This window comes from Isoptericola jiangsuensis (genome assembly GCF_048320105.1).
Taxonomy (GTDB): Bacteria; Actinomycetota; Actinomycetes; order Actinomycetales; family Cellulomonadaceae; genus Isoptericola; species Isoptericola jiangsuensis_A.
On the sequence record NZ_CP182942.1, the window covers coordinates 78,060 to 104,203 of the forward strand.

Here is a 26,144-nt window from a genome sequence, read left to right on the forward strand (position 1 = left end):
GCACTTCAACGCTCTCATCGCGCTGCGCTACTCGGCTACCCATAAGATCGAACGCACCAAGGTGCACCGACTTGACGCGATCGACGCGTACAACGCCAGACTCGTCAAGAAGATCGCCGTCCGCGGCATCACCGTCAAGCACCTCGCTGGCTCCAGTGCCTACCTCTACGTGGACGGAGTCGAGGTCGGCAAGGGCCCCGACTTCCCGCGCGCGCGCATCGAACTTGAGATTCAGACCAAGGGCGGCGGAATCCAGCGAAAGACGCTCCGAGTGAACCAAGGCTCCCGTCTTCACGATCTGTCCGGGGAGATCGAGGCGTACAAGGACCTTGTCGTCGTCGATGTTGACGCCAACCGCGACATCATCGAGCTCTCTGACGGCACGATCATCCACGCCGGCGAGGTGACACGGGACGTCACAGACGAGGCCAAGCGCCGGATCCAGATCCGTGAGGTGATCCGGGCCCACCTTGACAAGGAGTCTCAACTCCACGCCCAGGGCGTCAAGGTGCTGTCGCTGCTATTCATCGACGAGGTCGCCAAGTACCGCGACTATTCACGCGAGGACACCCTTGGCGAGTATGCCCGCATCTTCGAAGAGGAGTACGGGGCCATCAAAGCCGATTTCCTCGGCCGCCTCGACCTGACCGAGGCCGCCGAGAGGTATCGCAGGCACCTGGAGTCGATCGACGTCCGCCGTACCCACGAGGGTTATTTCTCCGTCGACAAGCGGACCAAGAACTTCATTGACGGGTCGATCAGGAAGACCGGTGAGACCAAGGGACAATCCGATGATGTCGACGCCTACAACCTTATCCTCAAAGACAAGGAACGCCTGCTCTCGTTCGAGGAGCCCGTCCGGTTCGTCTGGTCGCACTCTGCACTGCGGGAGGGGTGGGACAACCCCAACGTGTTTGTCATGGGCATGCTCAAGAAGTCCGACGACACCACCACCCGCCGTCAAGAAATCGGCCGGGGCTTGCGCCTCGCCGTCGACCAGCACGGCGAGCGCATGGACAACCCCGTCACCGTCCACGACATCAACGAGCTGACCGTCGTCACCGACGAGTCCTACACCGACTTCGTCGCCGCACTCCAAAAGGAAACCATTGAGACGCTCTCGGCACGGCCGCGCAAGGCCAGCGTGGAGTTCTTCACGGGGCGCAGGTTCGAGACTGTCGATGGACCGGCCCTGGTCGAGGAGGTGCTGGCGAAGGCTCTGTACAAGCACCTCGTCAAGCACGACTACATTGACGACAACGACCTCATTACCGACGCATACAAGGAGGCAAAGGCCTCCGGCACGCTCGCCGCGCCCACGTCGGAGGTTCTCGCCCCGGTCATCGACTATCTGTGGCCCCTCGTCGACGCGCTCTACCTCGACGTGCCCACGCCTGCCGACGGCCGCAAGCCGAAGAAGATCCCGCTCAACCAGTCCAACTTCGCCAAGCGCGAGTTCCAGGAGCTTTGGGGCCGGATCAACCGCCGGGCCGTGTACCAGGTGGAGTTCGACTCCGACGAACTGATCCGCAAGTGCGTCGCCGAGCTCGACAAGAAGCTCCAGGTCACCGTCATGCAGTACGTCGTGCAGTCCGGCGTGCAGCTCGATGTACTCGAAGTCGACCACTTCGAACGTGGCGAGGGCTTCAAGGTCGCGACCCAGAAGGTCGAGGAGTCCGCGGTGTCGGCGGCGTCGACCGTCAAGTACGACCTGCTTGGCGAGATCGCGGAGAAGACGCAGCTCACGCGGCGCACCTGCGCGGCCATCCTCACCGGCATCCAGCCGTTCACGTTTGCGAAGTTCAAGCAGAACCCCGAACAGTTCATCACTGAGGCCGCCCGGCTCATCAACGAGCAGAAGGCCACCGCGATCGTCGAGCACCTCACCTACGATCCGCTCGACCAGCGGTACGACTCCTCGATCTTCACCGAGAACCAGACTGCCCAGGACCTGTCGAAGGCGGGGAGAAGCTCAAGAAGAGTGTTTACGAGTACGTCGTCGCCGACTCCAAGGTGGAGCGTATGTTCGTCGAGCAACTCGACGTCAGCGACGAGGTCGTCGTCTACTCCAAGCTCCCGCGTGGGTTCTTCATCCCGACGCCCGTCGGCGACTACAACCCCGACTGGGCCATCGCCTTCCGCGACGACGCCACGAACATCAAGCACGTCTACTTCGTCGCCGAGACCAAGGGCTCCATGTCCACGCTCCAGCTCAAGGGCGTCGAGAACGCCAAGATCGAGTGCGCCCGCAAGTTCTTCGCCTCACTGAACGACAAGGCTGAGCACGACGGCGTGATATATGACGTCGTCGACTCGTACGGCTCGCTGTTGACCCTCGTGGGGACGTGACATCGTGGCGATTGGCAAAGGTGACATGCCGCAGGAACGGGCCGACGGCCTCCAAGTCCTGCTTAGCGGAACCGCAGGGTGGAAGCCGCTCATGGCGGCTGACGACGCAGATGACACCGTCAAGAACGCCGCCAGCACTGCCGCGGACGAGCTGCAGGATCACCTGGGAGCGGTCGTCAATGCTGAGAACCTCGTGGTGCTGTCAGGGAGCGGCACCTCGATCGGCGTGACGGCGGGGGCTGATCCGTCGAAGACCGCGCCCTCGATGAGCGCGCTCTGGGATGCTGTCGCGGCCCTGGACACTTTCGCGCCCGCGACCGCGGGCTTCACGCCCTCACTACTGGAGACAAAGAACTTCGAGCACCTGCTGTCTGAAGCGCAAGCCCGTTCGGCGCTCAAGCCCGACGAGGCTGCTCTTGCCTCGTTCATCGACGCGGCTGAGCGCATTGTGCTAGAGAAATGTGGGTTCATCGACGATGATTCGGCGCTGCCGCAGCACGAGACCTTCCTGCGGAAGGTTGCTCGCCGCTCTACGCGCCTTCAGCGGACTCAGGTGTTCACGACCAACTACGACCTCGCGTTCGAGACGGCTGCTCGTCGTGCAAGGTTCAATGTGATCGATGGGTTCGGTTACGGCGGTACCACCTTCGATGGAAGTTCCTTCGACCTCGACTACGTCCGTCGCCGCCCCAACGAGGCGCCGACCCTTGAGCCGAACGTTTTCCACTTGCTCAAACTCCATGGCTCTGTGGACTGGGATCAGAGCTCGGACGTCGTCCGGAAGTCCGGTGGCACGCCGACCACGCCCGTGCTCATCTACCCGTCGGCGTCCAAGTACCAGCTCTCTTACCAACAGCCCTACTTGGAGTTCATGTCGAGGTTCCAGATCGCTCTCAGACAGCCTGATGTTGGCCTGATCGTGGTCGGGTTCGGGTTCAACGATGCGCACATCGTCGCACCCATCGAGGCTGCACTTCGTAGCAACATCGGGCTTCGGGTCGTCGTAGCAAGTCCCAACGTGAACGCTCCGTCCCGGGCAATGACGATCGGGGAAATGGAGCGGCTCATCGGCCTTGGTGACCGGAGACTCGCCTTGCTCAGCGGCAAGTTCTCCGATCTCGTCCGGCTCTTGCCGGACGTGCCACCGCTGGAGGATCGAACCGTACACCTCGACCGCTTCGAGCGGCGTCGTGGAGACGGTCGCTGATGGCACTGGATCTGCATCCATTCACCCCAGAGCGTCTCGTCGGCACCGTCTTTGAGGTAGAGGGATCCTATGTCGGGGTCGCGTTCGCGGACGCGAGCAAACTCCCACGCTCTCTCTTTGGCGAGTACGTGGGCCGCGGCGAGGTTGGCGAATTTCTCATCGTGGACGTGGGCGGGGTCGGGGCGTTCGGCAGGGTGGTGAGCGTCGAGACCCCGGTTACAAACTCCGACAATCTCGGCCGCACGGACTCCGACCGGCGCATCCCCGTCCAGGGCAAGTTTCAACTTCTGTCGACGCTTCGTCTCGATGGAACTTCCTTCCGCGGGATCGAGAAGTACCCGCGAATCGGCGACCCCGTCTATGCGGCAAGTGGACAGTCAATCGGCGCAGTGCTGGATGCCACTCCGAGCGGCGCTGGTGTCGTCCCGATCGGGCGGCTGTCAGTTGATGAGTCCCTCGTCGTGAACGTGCCGCTGGCGAGGCTGTTTGGGCGCCACCTTGCGGTTGTCGGCGCGACTGGTTCGGGCAAGAGTTGGACCCTGGGACATCTCGCCGAGAGCGTTGCAGCGCTGAACGGCAAGATGATCCTCATCGACGCGACGGGCGAGTTTCGTACTCTCGCCGCGGCCAAGCACCTTGCGTTCGCTGACAGTGCAGGGGAACCCACGGGCACGACCGTAATTGGCGTCCCGCACTACCGAATGCGTGAGTCGGACCGGAACGCGTTCCTCCTGCCCTCTGCCGGGGCGCAGCTTCCGAAGCTCCGGGAAGCGGTCCGTTCCCTCAAGCTCGCGCACGCCATTAGTTCTGACACTTCGGCGTCGACAGCACACAGGAACTGGGTGAGCGCCAACGGAACGGTCGTCAAAGCCAGCCGTAGCATCGTCGAATTCCAGGCGTTGACGAACGAGTACAGCTCGGCGACCGAGAAGCTCAACGCGCCATTCGATATTTCGTTGCTTGCGGCTCAGGTGCAGAACGAATGCATCTGGCCGACCGGTCGCGGCCCGACGGCCGCGAAGTTCGGAGACGCGAACCAGAACGACCTCGGATACGTAAGTTCATTGATCAGCCGCGTAAACGATCTGCTCCAGATGCCCGAGATCATGAAGGTTATCGATCCGAATGCTGCGGGGACCGCAGACGCAGTGTCCGAGATCGCCGCTTGGCTCAAGGACGACAGCGCGCCACTTTTGCGCATCTCGCTCCGGAATCTCACCTTCGAGAACCATCTGCGGGAGATTGTGGTGAATATTCTTGGACAGGTCCTGCTCTCCGCCGCTCGCAAGAACTTCTTCTCTTCGAAGCCGCTCGTAGTCGCAGTTGATGAAGCGCACCAGTTCTTCGATGTGACCGTTGGCGACGAGTACGCAACGTCCCGGCTCAACGCCTTTGATTCGATCGCCAAGGAAGGGCGCAAGTACGGGCTGACCGCTTGCGTTGTCACCCAGCGTCCTTCGGACCTTCCCGCCGGAGTGTTCAGCCAGGTCGGGATGACGATCGTTCATCGCCTTGCCGAGGGCCGGGATCGACAACGTATCGAGCAGGCAGCAGCGGAGATCGACCATTCGGCGACCCGCCTGCTACCCGGGCTTGTTCCTGGCGAGGCCATCCTGATGGGCGTCGACTTCCCGGTACCCGTCAGCGTCCGCATCCAGCGGCCCGTGCATCCTCCCGCGTCAGACGGGCCCGACTACGCTGCCTGGGAACGGAACTCGATCGCTGAACTGATCTGACGGCTCGGACTCTCAGTGGTTTCAGTTCGTGGCAAGAAGCCGTTCTGGACGAGGTTGTCCGAGTCCCCACCCGAGCCGTAGGGAGTTGCTGCGCTCTCGAAGGGGCACGTAGAGGGCACGACGCCCACCCTCCGAGCATCGAAGCCGTGGAATATCAACGGTTCCAGACCATCCAGCCCAGATGATCAACTTCTGATCACTGGCCGCGCCGCCCGACGGCGGTGGCCACGAAGAGGCCTGGACCTGCGAGTTTTCGCAGGTCCGGGCCTCTTTCTGTGGCTGAGCCTGATGGACGACTGGGGGGGCGGCGCCGGGAGGCCGGAGCAGGGTGGTCCGGGACCGGGTACAAGGAGCTCATCGCCGTGCTCGATGCCACGTTCGACGAGAAGCGGGGCCGCTCATGCTCACTCGGTCGGGGTCGTGCAAGCCGCCGATGCGCCCACGTTCTGGACGAGCCGACCGGCATTGGGCGCACGGTCCAGGCTCGCCCGGCGGGTCACCTCCCCGTCCAGTGCATGGCAGGTGTCGCACAGGGTCTGGGAGAACCGGAACATGCTCAGCGGCCAGTCGCCCACCAGGCAGGCGGTGCACAGCTGCCTCCGCGAGATGACGGACCTGCCGCTGTCGACGACTTCGGCAACGGTCGCTGGGCCGGGGCGCCACTCGACGTAGCCGTCAGGGCGCAGGAACGTGTCGCTCATCGTCTCTCCATCGCACTTCCCACCGCGATCTGCGGGTGGGCCGGTCTTCCTCCGGGGCACCGTGCGCGAGGTCGCGCGGTTGCCGGATCAGCACGCAGAGGGCGTGTCGCTGATCGCTCTTGACCTGGGCAGGAACTTAGCACGGCGATGTGGAGCGCTGGATCTCAGGCGGTGAGCGGGTACGGGTAGACGGGGTCGCGGCCCTGAAAGCTCAGGATGCTCTCGTTGTTGATCGTCCCGTCGTGGATCTCGATCGCGCGGGAGATGGTGTCGTCCTTCGCCCAGGAGGCAGGCCCCTCCAGGACGGTGCGGAGGAACGGCAGGATCGCCTCGCTGATCTCCCACGTGGCCGAGTTCCACAGGTACGACGGGCTGTGGGCGACGGCGTAGTAGCTCACGCCGTCGCCCACCATGAACATCGGGTCGTCGAACGTGGTGGGCCTCGCCCACTCGAAGCCCATCCCTTCGTCGCAGGAGACGTCGACGACCAGGCTGCCCGGGGCGAAGGCTGCGAGGTCCTCGGTGCGCAGGTAGGTGAGGGGCGCGGCGACGTCCTGGAGCGTGCAGTTGACGACGATGTCGTGCGACGCCAGGAACTCGGGGAGCAGGACGTCGCCTTCCTTGGTGAGGACCGTGCTGAGGTGGGTCGGGCCGTCGTCGGTGTTGAGCTGGGTGATGTGGGCGGCGTGGATCGGTGATCCGACGGCCGCGGCCCCGCGTTGCGTGAGCACCTGGATGTCGTGGATCCCGTGGGCCTTGAGCGCGGTCACGGCACCTCGTGCCGTCGCCCCGAATCCGATGACGACGGCGCTGAGGCGCGGCCCGTAGTCGCCGGTGGAGCCCGTGAGGTGCAGTGCGTGCAGCACGGAGCAGTAGCCCGCGAGCTCGTTGTTCTTGTGGAACACGTGCAGGGAGAAGTCGCCGCGGCTGCTCCAGTGGTTCATCGCCTCGAAGGCGATCAGGGTGAGCCGGCGGTCGATCGCCGCCTGCGCCGTGCCGACGTCCTGCACGCAGTGCGGCCACCCCCACAGGACGCGGCCCTCGGGGATGGCGGCCAGGTCCGCCGCCTGCGGCTTGGGCAGGAGCAGCACGTCCGCGGCTTCGATCACCTCGGACCGTTCCGCGACCCGGCCCACTCGTGACTCCACGTAGTCGGGTCTCAGCTGGAAGTCGGCGCCGTAGCCTCGCTCGACGATCATCCGTGCGCGCACGTCAGCGTCGATCCGGTCCAGGTGGCGGGGATGGATCGGCAGTCGACGCTCGTTCTCCATCGACGAGTCGGCCAGCAGGCCGAGGCTGAGCAGTCGTCCGCTGCTCGGCGAGGGGCCGCCCGACGACGCGGTGGGCCAGGCGGGGGGTGTGGCAGAGGAAGAATGAGCGGTGCCGGACATCCGGACTCCCAACATCGGGGAACCAGGGGCAGCTCCGTGGCCGACTGTACCCTCCGTCACCTCGGACGGCGTCGCGCCTGCTCTTGTTCCTTACTGTGGACAGGTCTAGCATTGCTGTAGACAGTAAGGAGGCGAGCGGATGACGGTACTGACGCTGGAATCGGCACGCGCCGCTGGGTTGCGCAAGGACGAGGTGTACCGCATGGCTCGGTCCGGCGACTTGGAGCGCATTGGACGCGGGGTGTACATCCGACCCGGAGAGCTGGATCCCGCCGTGGCGTCACTGGCGGGAGCGACAGCGGTGAAGCCGACCGCGACGATGTGTCTGACGAGCGCACTCGTGTACCACGGGCTGAGCGACGAGATCCCGCTCACGACAGACATCGCGCTACCTCGGGGGACCAGATTCCCTGCGGGCTTTGATCACGTGACCTGGCACGCCTTCGGACAGTCGACGTTCGAGGTTGGTCGCGGCGCCATGTCCGAGCATCCGGAGTTGGCGGTGTACTCCGCGGAGCGGAGCATCGTGGACACGTTCCGGATCGCGCACCTCGAAGGCATCGATCTGGCCAACGAGGCGCTGCGTCGCTGGGTGCGCTCGCCGGGGAACTCGCCTGCCGACCTTCTCCGCACAGCCGGGAACTTTCCGCGGACGGTCACCGTGATCCGCCGATCGCTCCAGGTGCTGCTGTGAGCCCGAACCCGCCGCGCGCGACGCCAGCAGGCCGGGCGTACAACGACCTGCGTAACCTCGCCAAGGCACATCAGCGCGACCCTGCTGAATACCTGGCGCTGTATGCGCTCGAGGGATTCCTGACGCGTCTGGCAGCCTCCGGCCTCCGGAATGACTTCGTCCTCAAGGGTGGTGTGCTGCTCGCGGCGTTCGCCGCACGGCGGCCGACGCGCGACATCGACCTGGCCGCCTCAGGCTTCCCCCGCGACATCGACGACGTCGAACATCGGGTGAGTGAGATCCTGGCGATCGACGTCGTCGACGGCCTGGAATTCGACGCCGGAGGGATCCGCAGCGAGACCATCCGGGACGAGGCCGACTACTCCGGCGTCCGCGTCCACGTGCTCGCAACGGTGTCCAAGGCACGGGTCCCGATCCACGTCGACGTCAACTTCGGCGATCCGATCTGGCCCGCACCTCAGGCGACGAGACTGCCGTTACTTCTCGGTGGCGAGGTCGAGCTAAACGGCTACCCGCCGCACATGGTCCTGGCGGAGAAGATCGTCACGGCGATCGACCGAGGTGTGGCCAACACGCGATGGCGGGACTTCGTCGACATCGCCTCGATCACTCGCACCCAGACCGTCGACGGAGCGGAGCTTGCCGCCGCGATCCGGGTCGTGGCCGATCACCGAACCGTCGACCTGCGCAGTCTGGACGAGTCGCTCACCGGTATGGGCGAGATCGCGCAGTCACGGTGGAGCGCATGGAGGCGCAAGCAGCGCCTGACCGACAGCACACCGGACAGCCTCCAGCTGCTTCTCGACGAAGTGACGGAGTTTGCCGATCCCGTCCTGTCCGACCTGTCCGGCGGGCTCGTCTGGCAACCGCCCGTGCGTACGTGGGCGTGCCGCGGGCTCCTCCGTCGTGCCGTTCATCCGGACGACCAGCCGTGAGCCCTGAAGCGATGCGGTGCCATGCCCTTACGAGAGCGTGCGCGTCACGTGCTCGAGCCAGCGGGCGACGGTGGCGAGCTCGTCGGGGGTGAAACCGTCGGTGAGGTGGTCGTTCAGCTCCGCCAGCGTCATGCGGACGTCGTGCACCGCCGCGATGCCGGTAGGTGTGAGGTCCAGGTGGACGGTGCGGCGGTCGTCGGGGTCGGTCCGACGGCGCACGAGGTCGGCGCGCTCCATGCGCGCGAGCAGGCCGCTGGCACCGGCGGGGGAGGCCTGCAACGCGGTCGTGACCTCGCCGACGGTTGCGCCGGGGTGGTCTGCGAGATGGAGCAGCACCCCGGCGGCGGGAGCGCCGAATCCCTGGCCGCCCTTCCCGGCGGCGTTCGCACCGCCGCGTCGCGCGATCCATCGCCGCAGCTGGCGTTCGGCCGCGGTGGTGAGGAACACCAGCCGCGGAGGTCGGGGCGTCATCGGCGTGGCTTCCCGGCACGGAACCTGACGTTCCCGTCCTCCTGGGTCGGCGCTGCGCCGGCGCGTGCGTCGAGCCAGGCAAGCAGCTCGGGCCACAGCGTGTCGCGCAGGGCGCGGCGGAAGAAGCCCAGGTGGCCGATCGTCTCCACACCGCCGTCGGCGGGGCTCCAGGTGCGTCGCTCGACGCGGGCGGCCGTGAGATGGTCGGTGATCGCGTCGATCTGGGCGGGCGTGGCCCACAGGTCGTCGGTGAACCCGACGGCAAGGACGTCGCCGGTGACGCGCGCCGCGTCCGCGGCGGCGTGCATGGTCGGGTCGTCGAAGAAGTAGCCGGGCAGCCGCGACCAGCGGCTCCACTCGAGCATCGCGGCGGCGGTCATGTCCTCCCCGAGGCCCATACGACGGCCGGGCACGTAGCCCAGCAGCCGAGCCGTGGCGGGGCCGAGCGTCCGCAGGACCAGCCGGACGCGTGCCCGCTCGCGGCGGTCTGGGACCGTAGCCGTCACGCCGGCGTGCGACGCGACCGTGACGAACCCGGCCAGGCCCCGTGACCCGTGCCCCAGTGCGAGCGCGTGCCCGCCGATGCTGTGCCCGATGGCCAGCTGCGGTACGTCGCCGAAGCGCGGGCGCGCCCACGCGGCGACCGCAGGGACGTCGTCGGCCATCCAGTCCCGCATGCGCAGGCCGCGATGCTCGCGCGGGCTGCCGGACCGGCCGGTGCCGCGGTAGTCGTACGTGACGGCCACGTAGCCGCTGGTGGCGAGGAACTCCGCGAACCCCGTGTACAGACGCTCGGGGACCGCCGTCGCGGGGTGGAACACGACGACGCCGCGGGGCGACTCGTCGGTGGGCTTGCGCACCGTACCGACGACCCACCCGCCCGCCGGGATCTGGATCCGCAGCTCGTCCGAGTCCACCGTCGCGGGGGTGTTGCTTCGCATGCGAAATACCTTAGCGTGCGCTCGAGCATGCGGTCGGGGACGGCCTGCTATCTCGAACCACGCCGTAGGCTCCGAAGCATGCCGACCGTCCTCCTCGTCCGCCATGGCCGCACCACCGCGAACGCGCAGGGCGTCCTCGCGGGCCGGACTGCGGGGGTGCGTCTCGACGCCGTCGGACGCCGACAAGCCGCACGGACCGCGGAGCGGCTCGCCGCGGTGCCCCTCGCCGCGGTGGTGACCAGCCCGCTGGAGCGTTGCCGGCAGACCGCCCGCGCCGTCGTCGAGCACCAGGCGCCCACCGCCCAAGGTGCGGTGCCGACGGTCGTCGAGCACGGCATCACCGAGTGCGACTACGGGCAGTGGCAGGGCAGGGCGCTGCGCGACCTCGCCCAGGAGCCTCTGTGGTCGCAGGTCCAGGCGCAGCCGTCGGCGGTGACGTTCCCCGGGGAGAGTCGCTCGCGGCGATGCAGAGCCGATCCGTCGCGGCGATCCGCCGCCACGACGCCGCGGTCGCCGCCCGGCACGGCGCGGGCGCCGTCTGGGCGGCCGTCGCGCACGGCGACATCATCAAGTCGGTGATCGCCGACGCCCTCGGCATGCACCTCGACCTGTTCCAACGCGTCGCGGTGGGCCCCGCGTCGGTGACGATCGTGCGCTACGGCCCGCACCGTCCCGAGGTCGTCGCCACCAACACCGAGTCCGGCGACCTCTCCTGGCTGCGGCACGCCGGACCGGGCGGTGACGCGCCCGTCGGCGGCGGACCCGGTGGGGGAGCCTCCTAGAGTGGTGCCATGCCCACTCTCGTGCACGAGTTCGACTGGCCCGACCGGGTCGTGGTCGGGACGGTCGGCCGCCCCGGGTCGCGCACCTTCTACCTCCAGGCACGCGCCGGCGACCGGATCTCCAGCGTCGTGCTGGAGAAGCAGCAGTCCGCGGCGCTCGCGGAGATGATCGACCGGCTGCTCGACGAGCTGACCACCAGCGACGACAACCTCTCCATCCCCGCGGAGACCCCTGTCGAGCTGCTCGACGACGAACCCCTCGAGCAGCCGGTGGAGGAGGACTTCCGCACCGGGCTGATCCGTCTCGGTTGGGACCCGCGCACCCTGCAGATGGTGATCGAGGCGTATCCCGTCGGCGAGGGCCCGGCCGACGACGACACGGCCGTCGACGACACCTCCGACGACGAGGCGGCCGACGACGACGCAGCAGGCTTCGAGCCGGCCGGCCCGGGGGCGCCCGATGCGACCGGGCACAGCGAGATGCTGCTCGTGCGGATCCCCGTCGGTACCGCCCGGGCCTTCGCCGAGCGCGCCCGCCGGGTCGTCGAGGCGGGGCGCCCCACCTGCGCGGACTGCGGCAGGCCGATGGACGACGACGGCCACGAGTGCGCCACGGACGACGACGCGTGAGTGCGCCACGCCCGGCAGACGCACGGCAGCGCGGAGCGACGGGTCGGTGACCGAGCAGCAGGCCGACCTCGAGCGGGACGAGCTCGAGGTCGTCGGCCGCATCACGGTCGCCTCGAACGCGACCTTCGTGGGCCGGATCGGCAAGGCCACGGTCGTGTACAAGCCGGTGGCGGGCGAGAAGCCGTTGTGGGACTTCCCGGACGGGTCGCTGGCCCGCCGCGAGGTCGCGGCCCACCTCGTCTCCGCATCGCTCGGCGGGGACGTGGTGCCCCGGACCTGGCTGCGCGACGGGCCGCTCGGCCCCGGCATGGTGCAGCTCTGGCAGGAGCCGGACCGCGACCAGGACCCGGTCGACGTGATCCCGGCGCGCGACGCCCCGCGCGACGGCTGGCGTGTGGCGCTCGCCGGCAGCGGCGCGGACGACGAACCGGTCTGCCTGGTGCACGAGGACTCCCCGGCGCTGCGGCGCATGGCGGTGTTCGACGTGCTGGTCAACAACGCCGACCGCAAGGGCGGGCACGTGCTGCCGATGCCGGGTGGCCACCGGTTCGGCGTCGACCACGGCGTCACGTTCCACACCGAGCCGAGGCTGCGCACCGTGCTGTGGGGGTGGGTGGGCGAGCCCCTGGACGCTGCCGAGCTCGACGGCGTGCGGCGCGTGCGTGCGGACCTCGCCGACGACGGCGCAGGCGGCCTCGGCGGCCGGCTCGCCGAGCTGCTCGACGACGCCGAGCTCGTCGCGCTCGCCGCGCGGTGCGACCGGCTGCTGACGTCCGCCGTCTTCCCTGCGCCCGAGGGCGACATGCCCGCCGTGCCCTGGCCCCTGTTCTGAGTGGGACGCCCGGTTCTGCGCGGGACGTCCGGATGCACCACATGACCGGTCCACCGTCGTGGTGCGCTCCTGTGCTCGTGGTCGGGCCGGTGCACGCCGCGAACAGGTGGCGCACGATCGATGACTTCGGGGTCGCTCCGAGGTCAGGGAGTGAGGGCCGACCGGTCCGTACCCGTGCGCGCAGCCCGAGGAGTCACCATGGCCAAGCTCGTCTACTCGATGATCACCTCGCTGGACGGGTACGCGGAGCCCGGACGCGGTGCGCCGGCTCAAGGAGGAGTCCGCGCACGACCTGTCCGTCGACGGCCCCCACCTCGCGGCGCAGGCGATCCGTGCCGGCCTGGTCGACGAGTACCACCTGTTCGTCACGACGAGCGTGGTCGGCGGCGGCAAGAGCGGTTCTTCCCCGACGGCGTCCGCCTCGATCTGGAGCTCGTGGAGGAACGGTCGTTCGCCACCGGGCTCATCTACGCCCGCTACCGGACCCGCTGAGCCCCTCGGCGCCTCAGCGGCCGAGCTGCGCCGCCAACGGACAGGCGAAGGGGTCGCGGGCCCGGTGCTCCACGTCGTTGAGGTACCCGATGACGATCCGGTAGGAGCGGAAGAACCCGACCTCGGTGTAGCTGACGCCGCGGCGGGCGCAGAACTCGCGCACGAGCGGCTGGACGTGGCGCAGGTTGGGTCGCGGCATGCTGGGGAACAGGTGGTGCTCGATCTGCCGGTTGAGGCCGCCCATGAAGAAGTCGACGACGGCGTTGCCGCGGATGTTGCGGGACATGAGCACCTGCCGGCGCAGGAAGTCCACGTCGGCGTCGGCGGGCACGATCGGCATGCCCTTGTGGTTGGGGGCGAACGCGCCGCCCAGCAGCACGCCGAACAGGCCGAGCTGCACGGCCAGGAACGTCCCGGCGATCGCGGGCGGCAGCAGCAGGGCCAGGGCGGCGACGTACACGACCAGGCGCACCAGCAGCACGGGCGCCTCGACGGCGCGGTGCACCACCGTGCCCCGGCCGAGCACCTTGCGCACGCTCGCGACGTGCAGGTACAGGCCCTCCAGGGTGAGCAGCGGGAAGAAGTACCAGCCCTGCCGGCGGGCGAGCCGGCGGCGCCACCCGTGGCGGCTGCGCATCACCGCGGGCGTGAAGGCGACGACGCCGGGGGAGATGTCCGGGTCGTGGCCCTCCTGGTTGGGTGCGGTGTGGTGGGCGTCGTGCTTCGCGGTCCACCAGGTCTGGCTGACCCCGACGAACGCGTTCGCCAGGATGCGGCCGGTCCAGTCGTTCCAGGCCCGCGACCGGAAGATCTGGCGGTGCGAGCTGTCGTGGCCGAGGAACGCCAGCTGGGCGAGGACGACGGCGAGCGCCACGGCGAGCAGGAGCTGCCACCACGTGTCCCCGACGAGGACGATCGCGGCCCAGACGGCCCCGAAGGCGCCGACGGTGAGGATCAGCCGCGTCCAGTAGTAGCGGTAGCGGCGGCGCTGGAGCCCTGTCTCGCGCACCAGCTTGGCCAGGACGGAGTAGTCGCGAACGGTCGATCCGGGCATGGTCTGCCTCCACCTTCGTCAGGTGGCCGGCTGCATCCGTGGCCGCAGGCTCGTGCCCGCTGTCGTCCGTCTCGATCGGCCTCGTCGGGTCGATCTGTCGATCACCCTCTCCTCGACGGTACACCTGCGGTCCGGCGGCGGACCGGCGCGAGAGGGTGGCGGACGGCGCCCTCTCGCGCCAGGATGCGGGGATGCAGACGAACGAGATGGACGCCGAGCTCGCCGCGGGCGCCGAGCTGCTCGCCTCTCCCGGGACCGCTCACCTCGCCTACGTCGCGCAGGACGGCACACCGCGGGTGGTCCCGGTGGGCTTCTGGTGGACGGGCACGCAGATCGTCGTCGCCACGGCGACGACGGCGCCGAAGGTCGCGGCGCTGCGGGCCGCTCCCGACGTGGCCGTGACGTTCGACGCCGGGGGCACGCCCGGGGCGGCCCGCTCGCTGTCGGTGCGAGGCCGCGCCGGGATCACCGTCGTCGACGGCGTGGTCGAGGAGTACCTCGCCGCGTCCCGCAAGGGGATGAGCGCCCAGGAGGCGGCGCAGTTCGAGCAGGCCTGCCGCCGGCTGTACCCCCGGATGGCGCGGATCGCGATCACGCCGACCTGGGCGCGGTACTACGACTTCGGCACGGGCCGGATCCCACGGTTCCTCCAGGAGCTCGCCGAACGCGGCGGGCAGGGCGACTGACGCCCGACCAGGGGCCCCAGGGTCCTCCCAGACTGGTCGCGTATCGTCCTGGTCCCGTTCCCGATCCCAGCAAAGGACGCCCGTGACCCCCCTGGACGTCGTCCTCGTCGTCATCCTGGTCGCCGCCCTCGCGGCGGGTATCGGCCGCGGGCTGCTCGCCACCCTCGGCAGCCTGGTCGGCCTCGTGCTGGGCGGGCTCGCCGCCGTGCTGATCGTCCCGTTCGTCATCGACGCGCTGCCCACCTCGCAGTGGCGCGGCCCCGTCACCGTGATCCTCGCCGTCGGGCTCCCGCTGGTCGGGGCGTCGGTGGGGTCCGGGGTGGGCCACGGCCTGCGCCAGCAGGTCGACCGGACGCCTCTGCGGCCCCTGGACCGCCTGCTCGGCGGGTTCGCCAGCCTGGTCGTCGCCGTCCTGGCGGTGTCGTTCGTCGGGTCCACGATCAAGGCCACCGGCATGCCCGTGCTCGCCCCGGCGGTGTCCTCCTCGACCGTGCTGCGCGCCATCGAGGAACGCACCCCCGAGCCGGTGCGCCGCACGATGGCGCAGGCTCGCGCCGCCGTCCTCGACGACGGGCTGCCGCAGATCGACGCGCTGCTCGACCCGCGCCGCACCGCCGTCGCGCCCGAGGTGGACCTGGCCGACCCGCGCCTGGAGACCGCCGCGCAGTCGGTCGCGCGCGTGTGGGGCACGGCGTACGCGTGCGGCATCAGCTCCACGGGGTCCGGGTTCGTCGTCGCGCCCGACCGTGTCGTCACCAACGCGCACGTCGTGGCCGGGGTGGACCAGCCCCTCGTCGAGCTCCCCGGCCGGCCCGCGCAGGAGGGTCGCGTCGTCTACTACGACACCGCCGCGGACCTCGCGGTGGTGGCCGTCGACGGCCTCGACGGCTACCCGCTCACCATCGCGCCGACGCTCGACACGGGTGACCCTGCCGTCGTGCAGGGCTACCCGTACGGCGGTCCCTTCACCTCCACCGGCGGCCAGGTGCTCGACGTCGGCGCCGTGCGCATGGCCACGTCGGACGACTCCGGCGAGGCCGAGCGCGACGTGTACGCGCTCGCGGCCGAGGTGCACGCCGGCAACTCCGGCGGGCCGGTGCTGTCCGACGGCGGGGAGGTGGTCGGGGTGATCTTCGCGCGGTCCGACACCGACGACGACCTCGCCTACGGCGTCACCACGACCGAGCTGATGCCCGTGGCCGCGCAGGCCCCGGACCTGGACGACGCCGTCACCCCCGGACGCTGCGCCGCCTGAGCCCCCCGGTCCGGCCACCGGGCAGCGTTCGTCCGATCGGTCCGCGCGGAGGATGCTGGGGGCCATGAGCACAGACTCCCCGCGGACCGTGACGCCGCTGGTCGACCTGCACGGACGGTCCGCGTGGAGCGTGCTGCCCCCGCTGATCCTCGGGTTCTTCATGATCATGGTGGACACCACGATCGTGAACATCGCGATCCCCACCCTGACCGAGGCGTTCTCCGCGTCCCTGGTGGAGGTGGGCTGGGTGAACAGCTCCTACCTGCTCACCTACGCCACGCTGATGCTGCTCGCGGGCCGCCTCGGCGACCGGTACGGGCAGAAGGCGGTCTTCGTGGCCGGACTGGTGGTCTTCACCGTGTTCTCGTTCCTGTGCGGGTTCTCCGGCGAGCTCGGCAGCACGCCCGAGATCGGCTGGCTCATCGCGTTCCGTGCCCTGCAGGGCGTCGGCGCCGCCCTGATGACGCCGCAGACGATGTCGATGATCACCCGCGTGTTCCCGGCGCAGCAGCGCGGATCGGCCATGGGTCTGTGGGGCGCGACGGCGGGCGTCGCGACGATCACGGGCCCGCTGCTGGGCGGGGTGCTGGTGGAGACGGTCGGCTGGGAGTGGATCTTCTACGTCAACATCCCCGTGGGCGTCGTCGCCCTGTGGCTGGCCGTGACACGGCTGCCGCACCTCGCCTCGCGGGAGGCACGGATCGACGTCCTCGGTGTGGTGCTGTCCGTGGTGGGCCTGGGCCTGGTCGTCTTCGGTCTGCAGGAGGGCTCGACGTACGACTGGGGTCACCTGGCCGGCCCGTTCACGGTGTGGAACGTCGTCGGCCTGGGGCTGCTGGTCGTCGCGGGCTTCTTGTGGTGGCAGCATCGGCTGGGCGACGCGGCGCTGCTGCCGCTCAAGCTGTTCCGACGGCGCAACTTCTCGCTGGCGAACGTCGACGGCATGGCCGTGTCGTTCGCCATGATCGCGATCTTCTTCCCGCTGACGATCTTCCTGCAGTCGGTGCTCGGCCTGACGCCGATCCGTGCGGCGCTGATCATGGCGCCGGGCTCGCTGGTCTCCGGCGTCGTCGCGCCCTTCGCGGGGCGGCTGTCGGACCGCGTGCCGGGCAAGTGGGTGGTGGCCGCCGGGTTCGCGTCGATCGCCGTCGCGGTGGGGTGGCTGGCCCTCGTGCTCGACCCGGACGCCTCGCCCCTGGTGCTGCTCGCCCCCATGGCGCTGTTCGGCCTCGGGACGGGACTGACGTTCTCCCCGCTGTCGAACCTGGCCACGACCGGTCTGGACCACCGCACCGCCGGGGCCGGGGCCGGGGCGTTCAACACCAACCGGCAGGTCGGCGGCGTCATCGGGTCGGCCGCCGTGGTGGCGGTGCTGTCCTCCCGCCTGAGCGTGACCATCCCCGCCGCGGCGCAGGACGCTGCCGCCGGGCTCCCGGAGCAGTACCGCCAGCAGTTCGTCGACGGCGTCACCGCGGCGGCCGCCGGCACGGACTCCGTGGCCCAGGGTTCCTTCTCCGTCCCGTCGGGCGTGCCCGACGACGTCGCCGCGCAGCTCGCGGCAGCGGCGCAGGACGCCGTCGGGTCCGGGTTCGCGACGGCCGCCTCCCAGTCGCTGCTGCTCGTCGTGGCCGTGCTCGTCGTGGGCGTCCTGTGCGCCGTGGCGATGTCGTCGCCCGACCGGGAGGTGTCGTCGCCCGATCAGGGGCGGTCGCGCCCGGGTGCGGAGCCGTCCTGAGCGGATGTCGTGACTTCGTGGAGGTCGGCGCGCCCTCGCGCGGGTTCGCGCCGTCGGGGTGAAGGTGTGGTGAACGTGAATAACGCGGCAGGGTCGGGTGTTGGCACCCGCAGGCCGCACGGGGCAGGATCGACCGCGTCCGCCACGGGCGGGCCACGCGGGCCCTCGGCCCGGACCGCCGTCGGTGTCACCACGCCGACGGACCCCTGAAGACAGGATGAACGACGAGGCCATGACTGATCTGCTGTACGTGAACGGCGGGACGCCGCTGCAGGGCACCATCTCGGTGCGCGGTGCGAAGAACTTCGTGTCGAAGGCGATGGTGGCCTCGTTGCTCGGTGAGTCGGCGAGCGTGCTGCGCAACGTGCCGCAGATCCGTGACGTCGGTGTGGTGTCGGGCCTGCTGGAGCTGCACGGCGTGACCGTGAAGTACGACCCGGAGGCGGGCGTGCTGGACCTGGACCCGTCGAACGTGGAGTCGGCGCACGTGGCGGACATCGACGCGCACGCCGGGTCGAGCCGCATCCCCATCCTGTTCTGCGGGCCGCTGCTGCACCGCCTCGGCGAGGCGTTCATCCCGGACCTGGGTGGCTGCCGCATCGGTGACCGGCCGATCGACTACCACCTGGAGATCCTGCGCCAGTTCGGTGCCGTGGTGGACAAGCGTCCCAACGGCATCCACCTGCGTGCCCCGCGTCGTCTGCAGGGCACGAAGATCTCCCTGCCGTACCCGTCGGTGGGGGCCACGGAGCAGCTGCTGCTGACGGCGGTGCGTGCCGAGGGTGTCACCGAGCTGCGCAACGCGGCCACGGAGCCCGAGATCATGGACCTCATCGCGGTGCTGCAGAAGATGGGCGCGATCATCTCGGTGGACACCGACCGGGTGATCAAGATCGAGGGCGTGGACCGTCTGGACGGCTACTCGCACACCGCGCTGGGGGACCGCATCGAGGCGGCCTCGTGGGCGTCGGCGGCCCTGGCCACGGGCGGCGACGTGACGATCAAGGGCGCCACGCAGCCCGAGATGATGACGTTCCTGAACACGTTCCGCAAGGTCGGGGGTCAGTTCGACGTCGCCGAGGACGGCATCCGGTTCTGGCACCCGGGCGGCGACCTGAAGTCGATCGTGCTGGAGACGGACGTGCACCCGGGCTTCATGACCGACTGGCAGCAGCCGCTGGTCGTGGCGCTGACGCAGGCGACGGGTCTGTCGATCGTCCACGAGACGGTGTACGAGAACCGGTTCGGGTTCACCGAGGCCTTGCGCAAGATGGGCGCGACGATCCAGGTGTACAAGGAGTGCCTGGGCGGGGGTGCCTGCCGGTTCGGGCAGCGCAACTTCCACCACTCCGCCGTGGTGTCCGGTCCGACGCCGTTGGAGGCCGCGGACATCGAGGTGCCGGACCTGCGGGGCGGCTTCTCGCACCTCATCGCCGCGCTGGCGGCCAAGGGCACCTCCACGGTGCGGGGCATCTCCCTGATCGACCGTGGCTACGAGTCCTTCCAGGACAAGCTGGTCGCGCTCGGCGCCGACGTCTCGCGCGACTGACCTGCCCCGCGACCGACCTGCCACGCGACGCCGCGCGAGGGTCCGACGGCGCGCCGCGCCGTCGGACCGGTAGGCTCACCGCCGTGCCCCAAGCCAGACCCGAGTCGCGCCTGTACCGCCTGATCGGCGTCGTCGTGCGCAGCTCCATGTTCGCGATGTGCAAGTACGAGTGGAGCGGCGCCGAGAACCTCCCGACGTCCGGCGGCTTCATCGCCGCGGCCAACCACGTCACCGAGCTGGACGCCCTGACGTTCGTGCACTACCTGTACGACCACGGCTACGAGCCGCGCGTCATGGCGAAGAAGAGCCTGTTCACCGCGCCGGTCGTCGGGGGCGTCATGCGCGCCACCAGGATGATCCCGGTCGACCGGGGCAGCGCGGCGGCGGCCGAGTCGCTCGAGCGCGCCGGGCGCGAGCTCGGCGACGGTGCGTGCGTCGCGATCCTGCCCGAGGGCACCCTCACCCGGGACCCGGACATGTGGCCGATGGAACCCAAGACGGGTCTGGCCCGGGTCGCGCTCCTGACGAGGCTGCCGGTGGTGCCGGTGGCGCAGTGGGGCGTCACCGACATCCTTCCCCGGTACGGTCGCTGGCTGAAGCCGTTCCCGCGCAAGCGGGTCAAGGTGCGTGCCGGGGCGCCCGTGGACCTGTCCGACCTGTACGACCGACCGATCGACTCGGCGACGCTGCGCGAGGTGATGAACCGTGTCATGGACGCGATCACCGCAGAGCTCGCCGTGCTGCGCGACGAGGCACCGCCCGCCCGGCGGTTCGACCTGCGCAGACACCCTGACTACGAGGTGAAGAAGATGACCTACCCCCCGGTGGAGCGCCCGTGAGCGGCGTGAAGGCAGCAGTCCTCGGTTCCGGGTCGTGGGGCACCACGTTCGCGATGGTGATGGCCGACGCCGGCACCGACGTCACCCTGTGGGGCCGCGACGAGTCCGTGGTCGCCCAGGTGTCCGGTGAGCGTCGCAACGAGAAGTACCTGCCCGGCGTGGAGCTGCCCGTCATGGCGGCCACGACGGACGCGGCGGCCGCGCTGGCGGGCGCGAAGATCGTCGTCGTGGCGATCCCGTCGCAGGTGGCGCGCCGCACCCTGGAGGACCTGCGGGCCCACCTCGATGCCGACGCCGTCGTCGTCTCCCTCATGAAGGGCGTCGAGCTCAGCACCGACAAGCGGATGAGCCAGGTCATCGCCGAGGCGCTCGACATCGCCGACGACCGCGTCGTCGTCGTCTCCGGGCCCAACCTCGCCAAGGAGATCGCGGCGCGCCAGCCCACCGCCACCGTGGTGGCGTGCAGCGACGAGGACAGCGCCCGCCGTGTCGCCGAGGCCTGCTCGAACACGTACTTCCGGCCGTACACCAACACCGACGTCGTCGGCGTCGAGCTGTGCGGTGCGGTGAAGAACATCATCGCCCTGGCCATCGGGATGGCCCAGGGCCGCGGGTTCGGGTGGAACACCACCGCGACCGTCATCACGCGCGGACTGGTGGAGATCACCCGTCTCGGGCGCGCGCTGGGAGCCCAGACCGAGACGTTCGCGGGCCTGGCCGGCATGGGCGACCTCGTGGCGACCTGCGCGTCGCCGCTGTCGCGCAACCACACGCTCGGCAAGCACATCGGCCAGGGCATGACGCTGGACGAGGCGCTCGTCGCCACCGGGACGACGGCGGAGGGCGTGAAGTCGTCGCGGTCGGTGCTGGAGCTCGCGCAGAAGCACGGCGTCGACATGCCGATCACCGCCGGCGTCGTGGCCGTCCTGCACGGCGGGCTGTCCGTGGAGGACATGGCCCGCGCGCTGCTCTCGCGTCCGCAGAAGGCCGAGAGCGAGACGGTCTGACGCTCGGGCGTGCCCGGGCTCAGTGCGCGACGTCGATGACCAGCCGGGTCGGGTCGCTCTGCGTGGTCACCGTGAAGGGCCGCGGCTCGCCGTCGACGCCGACGAACGCCGTCGTGGTGCCCTCGAGCACGAACTGGTAGACCACCTCGGTGACGACGACGCCGCCGTCCGGGCCGGGCACCGGGTCCCCGGCGTACTCCGTGACGCCGGAGTCCATGGGCATCGCCGTGCCGGTGACGTGGACCTGCAGGATCGCGTCCCCGTCGACGTCGACCGGGTCGCCCTTGCCCTCGTCGAAGGCCTCGTCGACGTAGCCGACGTGCCATCCGGGGGTGCCCGTGCCGTCGAGCTCCAGCTCGACCCGGTCGGCGCCGTCCTGCTCGCTCGTGCGCACGTCCGTGACGGTCAGCACGGCGTCGGCGCTCGCCTCGCCCGTGGAATCCTCGGTGCTGCCCTCGAGCATCTCGGTGGGGCTCGACGCCGGGCTGGGTTCGGCACTCGGGTCAGGACTCGACCCGGTGCTCGAACCGGTGCTCGATTCCGGGGTGGCCGTGCCGGACCCGGCAGATCCGGCCGGGCTCTCGTCCGCGGCGCCGCAGGCCGTCAGGGCCAGCATCGCCCCGATCGCGGCGGCCACGGCCCCGGACCGTCGGTGCAGGTGCGTGGTCATCGTGCCTCCCGTCGCCAGGGGCACCGGAGCCCCTGGCGACGAGACTAGGCGAGGCCCTGGCCCGCGGCGACGCGAGAAAGTGCCTGGTCGAGGTCCGCCCAGAGGTCCTCGACGTCCTCGACGCCGACGGAGAGGCGCAGCAGGTCCTCCGGCACGGTCACCGACTCGGTGGCGAACCGGCGGCGGCGCTCCAACGACGACTCGACGCCACCGAGCGACGTCGCCGGCACCCACAGCGCGACGGCGTCCACGACGGCGTCCGCCGCCGCACGCCCGCCACGGGGGCGCAGCCCGATGATCGCGCCGAACCCGTTCATCTGCGCCGCAGCGCGCTCGTGGCCCGGGTCGCCCGGCAGCGACGGGTGGCGCACCTCGGCGACCGCCGGGTGGGCGGCGAGGCGCCGCGCCAGCTCGTCGGCGTTGGCGTTCGCGCGCTCGACGCGCAGGTGCAGGGTGCGCAGCCCGCGCAGCGCCAGGAACACCTCCATCGGCCCGGCGATGGCGCCGTGCAGGGTGCGGTAGGCGCGCACGTCGGCGGCGATCGCGTCGTCGTCGGTCACCACGGCGCCCAGGACGACGTCGGAGTGCCCGGCCAGGTACTTGGTCACCGAGTGCACGACGACGTCGGCACCGAGCGCGAGCGGCCGCTGACCGAGCGGGGTGGCGAAGGTGTTGTCGACGACGGTGCGCACGCCGCGTTCCCGCGCGGCGGCGAGCAGCGCCGGCAGGTCCGCGACCTCCAGCATCGGGTTGGTGGGGGACTCCGCCAGGAGCAGGTCAGCACCGTCGAGCGCCGCCACGACGGCGTCGGTGTCGGCGACGTCCACCCGGCGCACCTCGACGTCGTACCGGGCGGCCCGGTCGTCGAGGAACCCGAGCGTCACCTGGTACGCGTGCCGGGGGACGACGACGACGCTCCCGGGGCGCAGGTCGCCCACGGCTGCGGCGATCGCCGCCATGCCCGACCCGAGCACGATCCCGTGGCGGCCACCCTCCAGCGCTGCCAGCGTCTCCTCGAACGGGCCCCACGTCTCGGTGTCCATCCGGGTGTACAGGCGCTCGCCGCCGGGGTCCCCGGCCGAGACGTAGGTGGAGCTGAGCACGACGGGCGGGTTCACGGGGCCGCCCTGGACGCGCGGCGGGCGACCCGCGGTGACCGCGACGGTGCCCGGGGAGACTTCACGGATGGGGTGCTGCGACATGGCGCCAGCCTACGTCCGCCGGGCCGTCGCCCCGGGCGCCGGTCAGCGCGGCTCGGCCAGCCGCGCCAGCAGCTCGACCAGGAGTCGCTCCGCCAGCGGGGCGGGCAGCGCCTCGATCGCGGCGAGCAGCGGCGCCATCGCCCCGACGCCGGGACCCTCGTCGCCGATGCTCGAGGTGTCCAGGCCGATCCCGGCCAGGACCGCCGCGGCCGTCGTCGAGTCGGGCGCACCCACCAGGGGCGGCAGCGCCGCCACCAGGTCGCCCGCGTCCGGACGCGGCCGGCCCCGGACGGCGTCCGCCGCCGCCACGAGCACCGGCACCAGCTCGTCGAGCACGGACTCCGTCACCGGGGTGACGGTCAGGTGCGCCGTGTGCGGCAGCAGGCTGCCGTCGCCCTGGCGCAGCGCCGGCTGCGCCTGCAGCACCCACCCCAGCCCCGTCGCGGCGTCCGCCCACAGGTGCGGGTCCACGCGCCGGTCCGCCGCCACGGCGTCGTCCGTCGCGACGGCGAGCAGCGGACCCACGGGGTCACCCACCACGCGCAGCCCGTCGATGCCCTCCACGGCCTGCCGCAACGCCGTCGTCGCCCGTAGCGCCCGGCCCGCCAGCTCCGCGAAGCCCGCCGTCCCGAGGGTCTGCGTGATCGCCCACGCCGCCGCCAGCGGACCTCCCGAGCGCGACCCCAGCAGCGTCGGGTTCACCACCGGGTAGCCCGGCCAGCGGGTCGTGGCGAAGAACTGCGCACGCTGACGGTCCCGGCCACGCTGCAGCAGCACCGAGACGCCCTTGGGGGCGTACCCGTACTTGTGCAGGTCCACCGACAGGCTCGTCACCCCCTCGACGCGCAGGTCCCAGGCGGGCAGGTCAGGCCAGAACGGCAGCGCCATCCCCCCGATGCACGCGTCCACGTGGAGCGGGATCCCGGCGGCGCTCGCGGCCGCCGCGACGTCCGGCACCGGGTCGAGGGCGGCGTGCGGGTACGACGGCGCGGACACCACGGCCAGGGCCACGTCGTCGCCGAGCCGCGCGACGAAGGTGGCGGCGTCCGCCGCGCCGGAGGGCATGACCGGCACCAGGTCCAGCTCGAGCCCGAAGTAGTGCGCCGCCTTGCGGAACGCTGCGTGCACGGTGACGGGGGCGACGAGTCGTGGGCGGGCCGCCCCGGGGGTGGCGCCGTGGGCGGCGAGCCACAGGTCGCGGGCGGTCTTCACCGCCAGCAGGCAGCTCTCCGTGCCGCCCGACGTCACGGTGCCCACGACGTCGTCGTCGCCGCCCAGGAGCGAGCGCGTGAACGCGACGAGGTCGCGCTCCAGCGCCGCGACGGAACCGAACGTCGTCGGGTCGAGCCCGTTGACCGGCTGCATCTGCCGGATGGCGGCGGCCGCGAGGTCGTCGAGGGCGGGCTCGCCCGAGTCGTACACGTAGCTCAGCACCCGCCCTCCGTGGGTGGGTGCGTCCTTCGCGCGCAGCGCGGCCAGGCGGGCCAGGACGTCGTCGGGCGTCACCGCGAACCTCATGCGGACTCCTCGGGTGCGGCCGCGGCACGCGCGGCGTCGATGTCGTGCCTGCGCAGCGGGTAGCGGCGCAGCGTCACCAGGCTGGCGGCGACGAGGACGGCGGGCAGCAGCGAGAACGCCAGCACGATGCCGAGCACCGCGCTGTCGGGCTGCCACACGAGGGTGGCGGCGCGGGACTCCAGGTAGCCGGTCGAGGCGAGCACGAGCGCCAGGACGGCCGTGCCGAGGCCGAACCCCGTCGTCTCCCCGGCGGTCCACACCCCGGCGAAGGTTCCCGCCCGGCCCGGCCCGCGCTGGACGGCGTCGTGCGTGACGACGTCGGGCAGCATCGCCATGGGCAGCGACTGCAGGCCCGCGTACGCGGCCCCGGCGACCGCGACGACGCCGTAGACCCAGGCGCCGGGGGACCAGTACATGGCGGCCAGGGCCGCGGCGGCCACCGCGAAGACGACGGACGCCGCCGCGAAGGCGCGCTCCTTGCCGACCCGGCCGGCGACCCGGGCCCACACGGGGGCGAACACGACCGCCGGGCCCACCAGCGCCGCGAAGAGGAACGTCACCGCGCCCTCGTCGCCCAGCACCCACGTGGCGACGTACTGCGCGCCGGCGAGCATGGTGCCGGTCGCCAGCGCCTGCAGCACGAACGTGGCGAGCAGCGCGCGGAACGGTCGGCTCGTGCGCAGCACCTCGACCGCGTCGCGATAGTGCTGGGCGACGCCCGCCGTGACGCTCGCTGCGACGTCTGGCCGGCCCGCCGCCGTCGCGGGGCCGGGCAGCGCCCGGTCGCCGGGCGCTGCGGACGCTCCGTCACGGGGACGGGCGGCGCGCTCCACCCCGGCCGAGACCAGCAGGCTGCCGCCGAGGACGAGCCCGGCCACGGCGGCCATCACCAGGTAGCCGGCGTGCTCGTCGGGCACCAGGCCGCGCAGCGCGGGAGCGCCGCCGCCGAACGCCAGGATCGCCACCGTCAGCACCACCACCCGGGCGGTGAGCAGGCGGGTGCGCTCGTCGTAGCGGTCCGTGAGCTCGGCCGGCAGGGCGATGTAGGGGACCTGGAACAGGCTGAACGCCGTCGCCGCGCACAGGAACGCCACCAGCACCCATGCGGCACCGGCCGCCGAGCCGAACGTCGGCGGTACCGCGAACGTCAGCAGGAAGAACACCGGCAGCAGGACACCACCGGCGATCATCAGACGCCGTCGTGAGCCGCGCGTGGCGCGCTCACGGTCGCTCATCGCGCCGATGACGGGATCGATCACGACGTCCCACGCCTTGGCCAGGCTGACGATGAGGCCCGCCGCCAGAGCCGCCACCCCGAGGGTGTCGGTGAGGTAGTAGACCAGCACGAGCCCGGGCAGCGTGCTGAACCCGCCGGTGCCGACGGAGCCGGTGGCGTACCGGGCGACCGTGCCCCTGCGCAGTCCCATGGCGCGCATCCTACGAGACGCCGCGCCGTGCTCGGGACGCC

22 protein-coding genes, 2 pseudogenes and 1 riboswitch are annotated in these 26,144 nt (G+C 70.6%); of the genes and pseudogenes, 15 read left to right on the forward strand and 9 right to left on the reverse strand.

The features are described from left to right. Nucleotides 1-2,022 precede the first annotated feature (2,022 nt). From ACNHYB_RS00360 to ACNHYB_RS00370, 3 genes are read left to right on the forward strand one after another with little or no spacing between them, the layout of a single operon-like run. Nucleotides 2,023-2,349 (forward strand): hypothetical protein, encoded by a 327-nt coding sequence (locus ACNHYB_RS00360; RefSeq protein WP_418276408.1) that lies wholly within the window; start codon nucleotides 2,023-2,025, stop codon nucleotides 2,347-2,349. 25 nt (nucleotides 2,350-2,374) lie between these two features. Next, the gene (locus tag ACNHYB_RS00365) at nucleotides 2,375-3,556 is read left to right on the forward strand and encodes an SIR2 family protein (protein ID WP_418276409.1); all 1,182 of its coding nucleotides are present in this window, start codon (nucleotides 2,375-2,377) and stop codon (nucleotides 3,554-3,556) included. Continuing rightward, nucleotides 3,556-5,292 (forward strand): ATP-binding protein, encoded by a 1,737-nt coding sequence (locus ACNHYB_RS00370; protein WP_418276410.1) that lies wholly within the window; start codon nucleotides 3,556-3,558, stop codon nucleotides 5,290-5,292. The genes ACNHYB_RS00365 and ACNHYB_RS00370 overlap by 1 nt, the downstream gene beginning before the upstream one ends. A 404-nt stretch (nucleotides 5,293-5,696) precedes the next feature. On the opposite strand, the gene ACNHYB_RS00375 is transcribed toward ACNHYB_RS00370, so the two are convergent. Continuing rightward, nucleotides 5,697-5,993, reverse strand: a complete 297-nt coding sequence (locus tag ACNHYB_RS00375; RefSeq protein ID WP_418276411.1) for a hypothetical protein — start codon at nucleotides 5,991-5,993, stop codon at nucleotides 5,697-5,699. Nucleotides 5,994-6,000: 7 nt separating this feature from the next. Next, a riboswitch (SAM riboswitch) is annotated at nucleotides 6,001-6,118 on the reverse strand. A gap of 39 nt (nucleotides 6,119-6,157) precedes the next feature. Further along, a complete protein-coding gene (locus tag ACNHYB_RS00380) occupies nucleotides 6,158-7,264 on the reverse strand; it encodes a N(5)-(carboxyethyl)ornithine synthase (protein ID WP_418276412.1) in 1,107 nt (368 codons plus the stop codon). A gap of 259 nt (nucleotides 7,265-7,523) precedes the next feature. On the opposite strand from ACNHYB_RS00380, the gene ACNHYB_RS00385 reads away from it, so the two are divergent. Then, nucleotides 7,524-8,078 carry a type IV toxin-antitoxin system AbiEi family antitoxin domain-containing protein gene (locus ACNHYB_RS00385; RefSeq protein WP_418276413.1) on the forward strand — a complete coding sequence of 185 codons (555 nt, stop codon included), beginning with the start codon at nucleotides 7,524-7,526 and terminating at the stop codon, nucleotides 8,076-8,078. Then, a complete protein-coding gene (locus tag ACNHYB_RS00390; RefSeq protein ID WP_418276414.1) occupies nucleotides 8,075-9,013 on the forward strand; it encodes a nucleotidyl transferase AbiEii/AbiGii toxin family protein in 939 nt (312 codons plus the stop codon). Before ACNHYB_RS00385 ends, ACNHYB_RS00390 begins: the two co-directional genes overlap by 4 nt. A gap of 27 nt (nucleotides 9,014-9,040) precedes the next feature. Here ACNHYB_RS00390 and ACNHYB_RS00395 read toward each other — a convergent pair whose 3' ends face one another. Continuing rightward, nucleotides 9,041-9,484 carry a MarR family winged helix-turn-helix transcriptional regulator gene (locus ACNHYB_RS00395; RefSeq protein ID WP_418276415.1) on the reverse strand — a complete coding sequence of 148 codons (444 nt, stop codon included), beginning with the start codon at nucleotides 9,482-9,484 and terminating at the stop codon, nucleotides 9,041-9,043. Further along, nucleotides 9,481-10,425, reverse strand: coding sequence for a serine aminopeptidase domain-containing protein (locus ACNHYB_RS00400; RefSeq protein ID WP_418276416.1), 945 nt, complete (start codon nucleotides 10,423-10,425; stop codon nucleotides 9,481-9,483). Before ACNHYB_RS00400 ends, ACNHYB_RS00395 begins: the two co-directional genes overlap by 4 nt. 78 nt (nucleotides 10,426-10,503) lie before the next feature. Here ACNHYB_RS00400 and ACNHYB_RS00405 point away from each other — a divergent pair. From ACNHYB_RS00405 to ACNHYB_RS00420, 4 genes and pseudogenes are all read left to right on the forward strand, one after another. Next, nucleotides 10,504-11,207 (forward strand): annotated as a pseudogene (locus ACNHYB_RS00405) (MSMEG_4193 family putative phosphomutase). Between the two features lie 9 nt (nucleotides 11,208-11,216). Further along, nucleotides 11,217-11,837, forward strand: coding sequence for a DUF3090 domain-containing protein (locus ACNHYB_RS00410; RefSeq protein WP_418276417.1), 621 nt, complete (start codon nucleotides 11,217-11,219; stop codon nucleotides 11,835-11,837). A 46-nt stretch (nucleotides 11,838-11,883) separates the two neighbouring features. Beyond that, nucleotides 11,884-12,669 (forward strand): SCO1664 family protein, encoded by a 786-nt coding sequence (locus ACNHYB_RS00415; protein WP_418276418.1) that lies wholly within the window; start codon nucleotides 11,884-11,886, stop codon nucleotides 12,667-12,669. 259 nt (nucleotides 12,670-12,928) lie between these two features. After that, nucleotides 12,929-13,006, forward strand: a pseudogene (locus ACNHYB_RS00420) (deaminase); the annotation flags it as partial. A 168-nt stretch (nucleotides 13,007-13,174) separates the two neighbouring features. Here the strand turns inward: ACNHYB_RS00420 and ACNHYB_RS00425 are convergent. Further along, on the reverse strand, nucleotides 13,175-14,215 hold the full coding sequence (locus tag ACNHYB_RS00425) for an acyl-CoA desaturase (RefSeq protein WP_418276419.1): 1,041 nt from the start codon (nucleotides 14,213-14,215) through the stop codon (nucleotides 13,175-13,177). Nucleotides 14,216-14,406: 191 nt separating this feature from the next. Between ACNHYB_RS00425 and ACNHYB_RS00430 the strand changes: the two genes are divergently transcribed. The 6 genes from ACNHYB_RS00430 (at nucleotide 14,407) to ACNHYB_RS00455 (ending at nucleotide 21,286) form a co-directional block, all read left to right on the forward strand. After that, the gene (locus ACNHYB_RS00430) at nucleotides 14,407-14,901 is read left to right on the forward strand and encodes a pyridoxamine 5'-phosphate oxidase family protein (RefSeq protein WP_418276420.1); all 495 of its coding nucleotides are present in this window, start codon (nucleotides 14,407-14,409) and stop codon (nucleotides 14,899-14,901) included. A gap of 82 nt (nucleotides 14,902-14,983) precedes the next feature. Next, the gene (locus tag ACNHYB_RS00435; protein WP_418276421.1) at nucleotides 14,984-16,156 is read left to right on the forward strand and encodes a MarP family serine protease; all 1,173 of its coding nucleotides are present in this window, start codon (nucleotides 14,984-14,986) and stop codon (nucleotides 16,154-16,156) included. A 64-nt stretch (nucleotides 16,157-16,220) separates the two neighbouring features. After that, nucleotides 16,221-17,891: an MDR family MFS transporter gene (locus tag ACNHYB_RS00440; protein WP_418276422.1), complete on the forward strand. Its 1,671-nt coding sequence runs from the start codon at nucleotides 16,221-16,223 to the stop codon at nucleotides 17,889-17,891. A 232-nt stretch (nucleotides 17,892-18,123) separates the two neighbouring features. Then, nucleotides 18,124-19,440 (forward strand): UDP-N-acetylglucosamine 1-carboxyvinyltransferase, encoded by a 1,317-nt coding sequence (murA, locus tag ACNHYB_RS00445; protein WP_418276423.1) that lies wholly within the window; start codon nucleotides 18,124-18,126, stop codon nucleotides 19,438-19,440. A gap of 83 nt (nucleotides 19,441-19,523) precedes the next feature. After that, nucleotides 19,524-20,279, forward strand: coding sequence for a lysophospholipid acyltransferase family protein (locus tag ACNHYB_RS00450; RefSeq protein WP_418276424.1), 756 nt, complete (start codon nucleotides 19,524-19,526; stop codon nucleotides 20,277-20,279). A 5-nt stretch (nucleotides 20,280-20,284) separates the two neighbouring features. Continuing rightward, the gene (locus ACNHYB_RS00455; RefSeq protein WP_418277955.1) at nucleotides 20,285-21,286 is read left to right on the forward strand and encodes an NAD(P)H-dependent glycerol-3-phosphate dehydrogenase; all 1,002 of its coding nucleotides are present in this window, start codon (nucleotides 20,285-20,287) and stop codon (nucleotides 21,284-21,286) included. Nucleotides 21,287-21,305: 19 nt separating this feature from the next. Here ACNHYB_RS00455 and ACNHYB_RS00460 read toward each other — a convergent pair whose 3' ends face one another. The 4 genes from ACNHYB_RS00460 to ACNHYB_RS00475 are packed head-to-tail and all read right to left on the reverse strand — an operon-like array spanning nucleotide 21,306 to nucleotide 26,103. Beyond that, nucleotides 21,306-21,956 carry a hypothetical protein gene (locus tag ACNHYB_RS00460; protein ID WP_418276425.1) on the reverse strand — a complete coding sequence of 217 codons (651 nt, stop codon included), beginning with the start codon at nucleotides 21,954-21,956 and terminating at the stop codon, nucleotides 21,306-21,308. Nucleotides 21,957-22,000: 44 nt separating this feature from the next. After that, the gene (locus ACNHYB_RS00465; RefSeq protein ID WP_418276426.1) at nucleotides 22,001-23,158 is read right to left on the reverse strand and encodes a trans-sulfuration enzyme family protein; all 1,158 of its coding nucleotides are present in this window, start codon (nucleotides 23,156-23,158) and stop codon (nucleotides 22,001-22,003) included. Nucleotides 23,159-23,200: 42 nt separating this feature from the next. Beyond that, nucleotides 23,201-24,676, reverse strand: coding sequence for a pyridoxal phosphate-dependent decarboxylase family protein (locus tag ACNHYB_RS00470; RefSeq protein ID WP_418276427.1), 1,476 nt, complete (start codon nucleotides 24,674-24,676; stop codon nucleotides 23,201-23,203). After that, a complete protein-coding gene (locus ACNHYB_RS00475) occupies nucleotides 24,673-26,103 on the reverse strand; it encodes an MFS transporter (RefSeq protein WP_418276428.1) in 1,431 nt (476 codons plus the stop codon). The genes ACNHYB_RS00470 and ACNHYB_RS00475 overlap by 4 nt, the downstream gene beginning before the upstream one ends. Between the last annotated feature and the right edge of the window lie 41 nt (nucleotides 26,104-26,144).

Bases quoted from the DNA above. Each gene is read 5' to 3' on its own strand.
- ACNHYB_RS00360 (WP_418276408.1), top strand. From the start codon at position 2,023: ATGTTCGTCGAGCAACTCGACGTCAGCGACGAGGTCGTCGTCTACTCC.
- ACNHYB_RS00365 (WP_418276409.1), top strand. From the start codon at position 2,375: ATGCCGCAGGAACGGGCCGACGGCCTCCAAGTCCTGCTTAGCGGAACC.
- ACNHYB_RS00370 (WP_418276410.1), top strand. From the start codon at position 3,556: ATGGCACTGGATCTGCATCCATTCACCCCAGAGCGTCTCGTCGGCACC.
- ACNHYB_RS00375 (WP_418276411.1), bottom strand. From the start codon at position 5,993: ATGAGCGACACGTTCCTGCGCCCTGACGGCTACGTCGAGTGGCGCCCC.
- ACNHYB_RS00380 (WP_418276412.1), bottom strand. From the start codon at position 7,264: ATGGAGAACGAGCGTCGACTGCCGATCCATCCCCGCCACCTGGACCGG.
- ACNHYB_RS00385 (WP_418276413.1), top strand. From the start codon at position 7,524: ATGACGGTACTGACGCTGGAATCGGCACGCGCCGCTGGGTTGCGCAAG.
- ACNHYB_RS00395 (WP_418276415.1), bottom strand. From the start codon at position 9,484: ATGACGCCCCGACCTCCGCGGCTGGTGTTCCTCACCACCGCGGCCGAA.
- ACNHYB_RS00400 (WP_418276416.1), bottom strand. From the start codon at position 10,425: ATGCGAAGCAACACCCCCGCGACGGTGGACTCGGACGAGCTGCGGATC.
- ACNHYB_RS00410 (WP_418276417.1), top strand. From the start codon at position 11,217: ATGCCCACTCTCGTGCACGAGTTCGACTGGCCCGACCGGGTCGTGGTC.
- ACNHYB_RS00425 (WP_418276419.1), bottom strand. From the start codon at position 14,215: ATGCCCGGATCGACCGTTCGCGACTACTCCGTCCTGGCCAAGCTGGTG.
- ACNHYB_RS00430 (WP_418276420.1), top strand. From the start codon at position 14,407: ATGCAGACGAACGAGATGGACGCCGAGCTCGCCGCGGGCGCCGAGCTG.
- ACNHYB_RS00440 (WP_418276422.1), top strand. From the start codon at position 16,221: ATGAGCACAGACTCCCCGCGGACCGTGACGCCGCTGGTCGACCTGCAC.
- murA (WP_418276423.1), top strand. From the start codon at position 18,124: ATGACTGATCTGCTGTACGTGAACGGCGGGACGCCGCTGCAGGGCACC.
- ACNHYB_RS00460 (WP_418276425.1), bottom strand. From the start codon at position 21,956: ATGACCACGCACCTGCACCGACGGTCCGGGGCCGTGGCCGCCGCGATC.
- ACNHYB_RS00465 (WP_418276426.1), bottom strand. From the start codon at position 23,158: ATGTCGCAGCACCCCATCCGTGAAGTCTCCCCGGGCACCGTCGCGGTC.
- ACNHYB_RS00470 (WP_418276427.1), bottom strand. From the start codon at position 24,676: ATGAGGTTCGCGGTGACGCCCGACGACGTCCTGGCCCGCCTGGCCGCG.
- ACNHYB_RS00475 (WP_418276428.1), bottom strand. From the start codon at position 26,103: ATGGGACTGCGCAGGGGCACGGTCGCCCGGTACGCCACCGGCTCCGTC.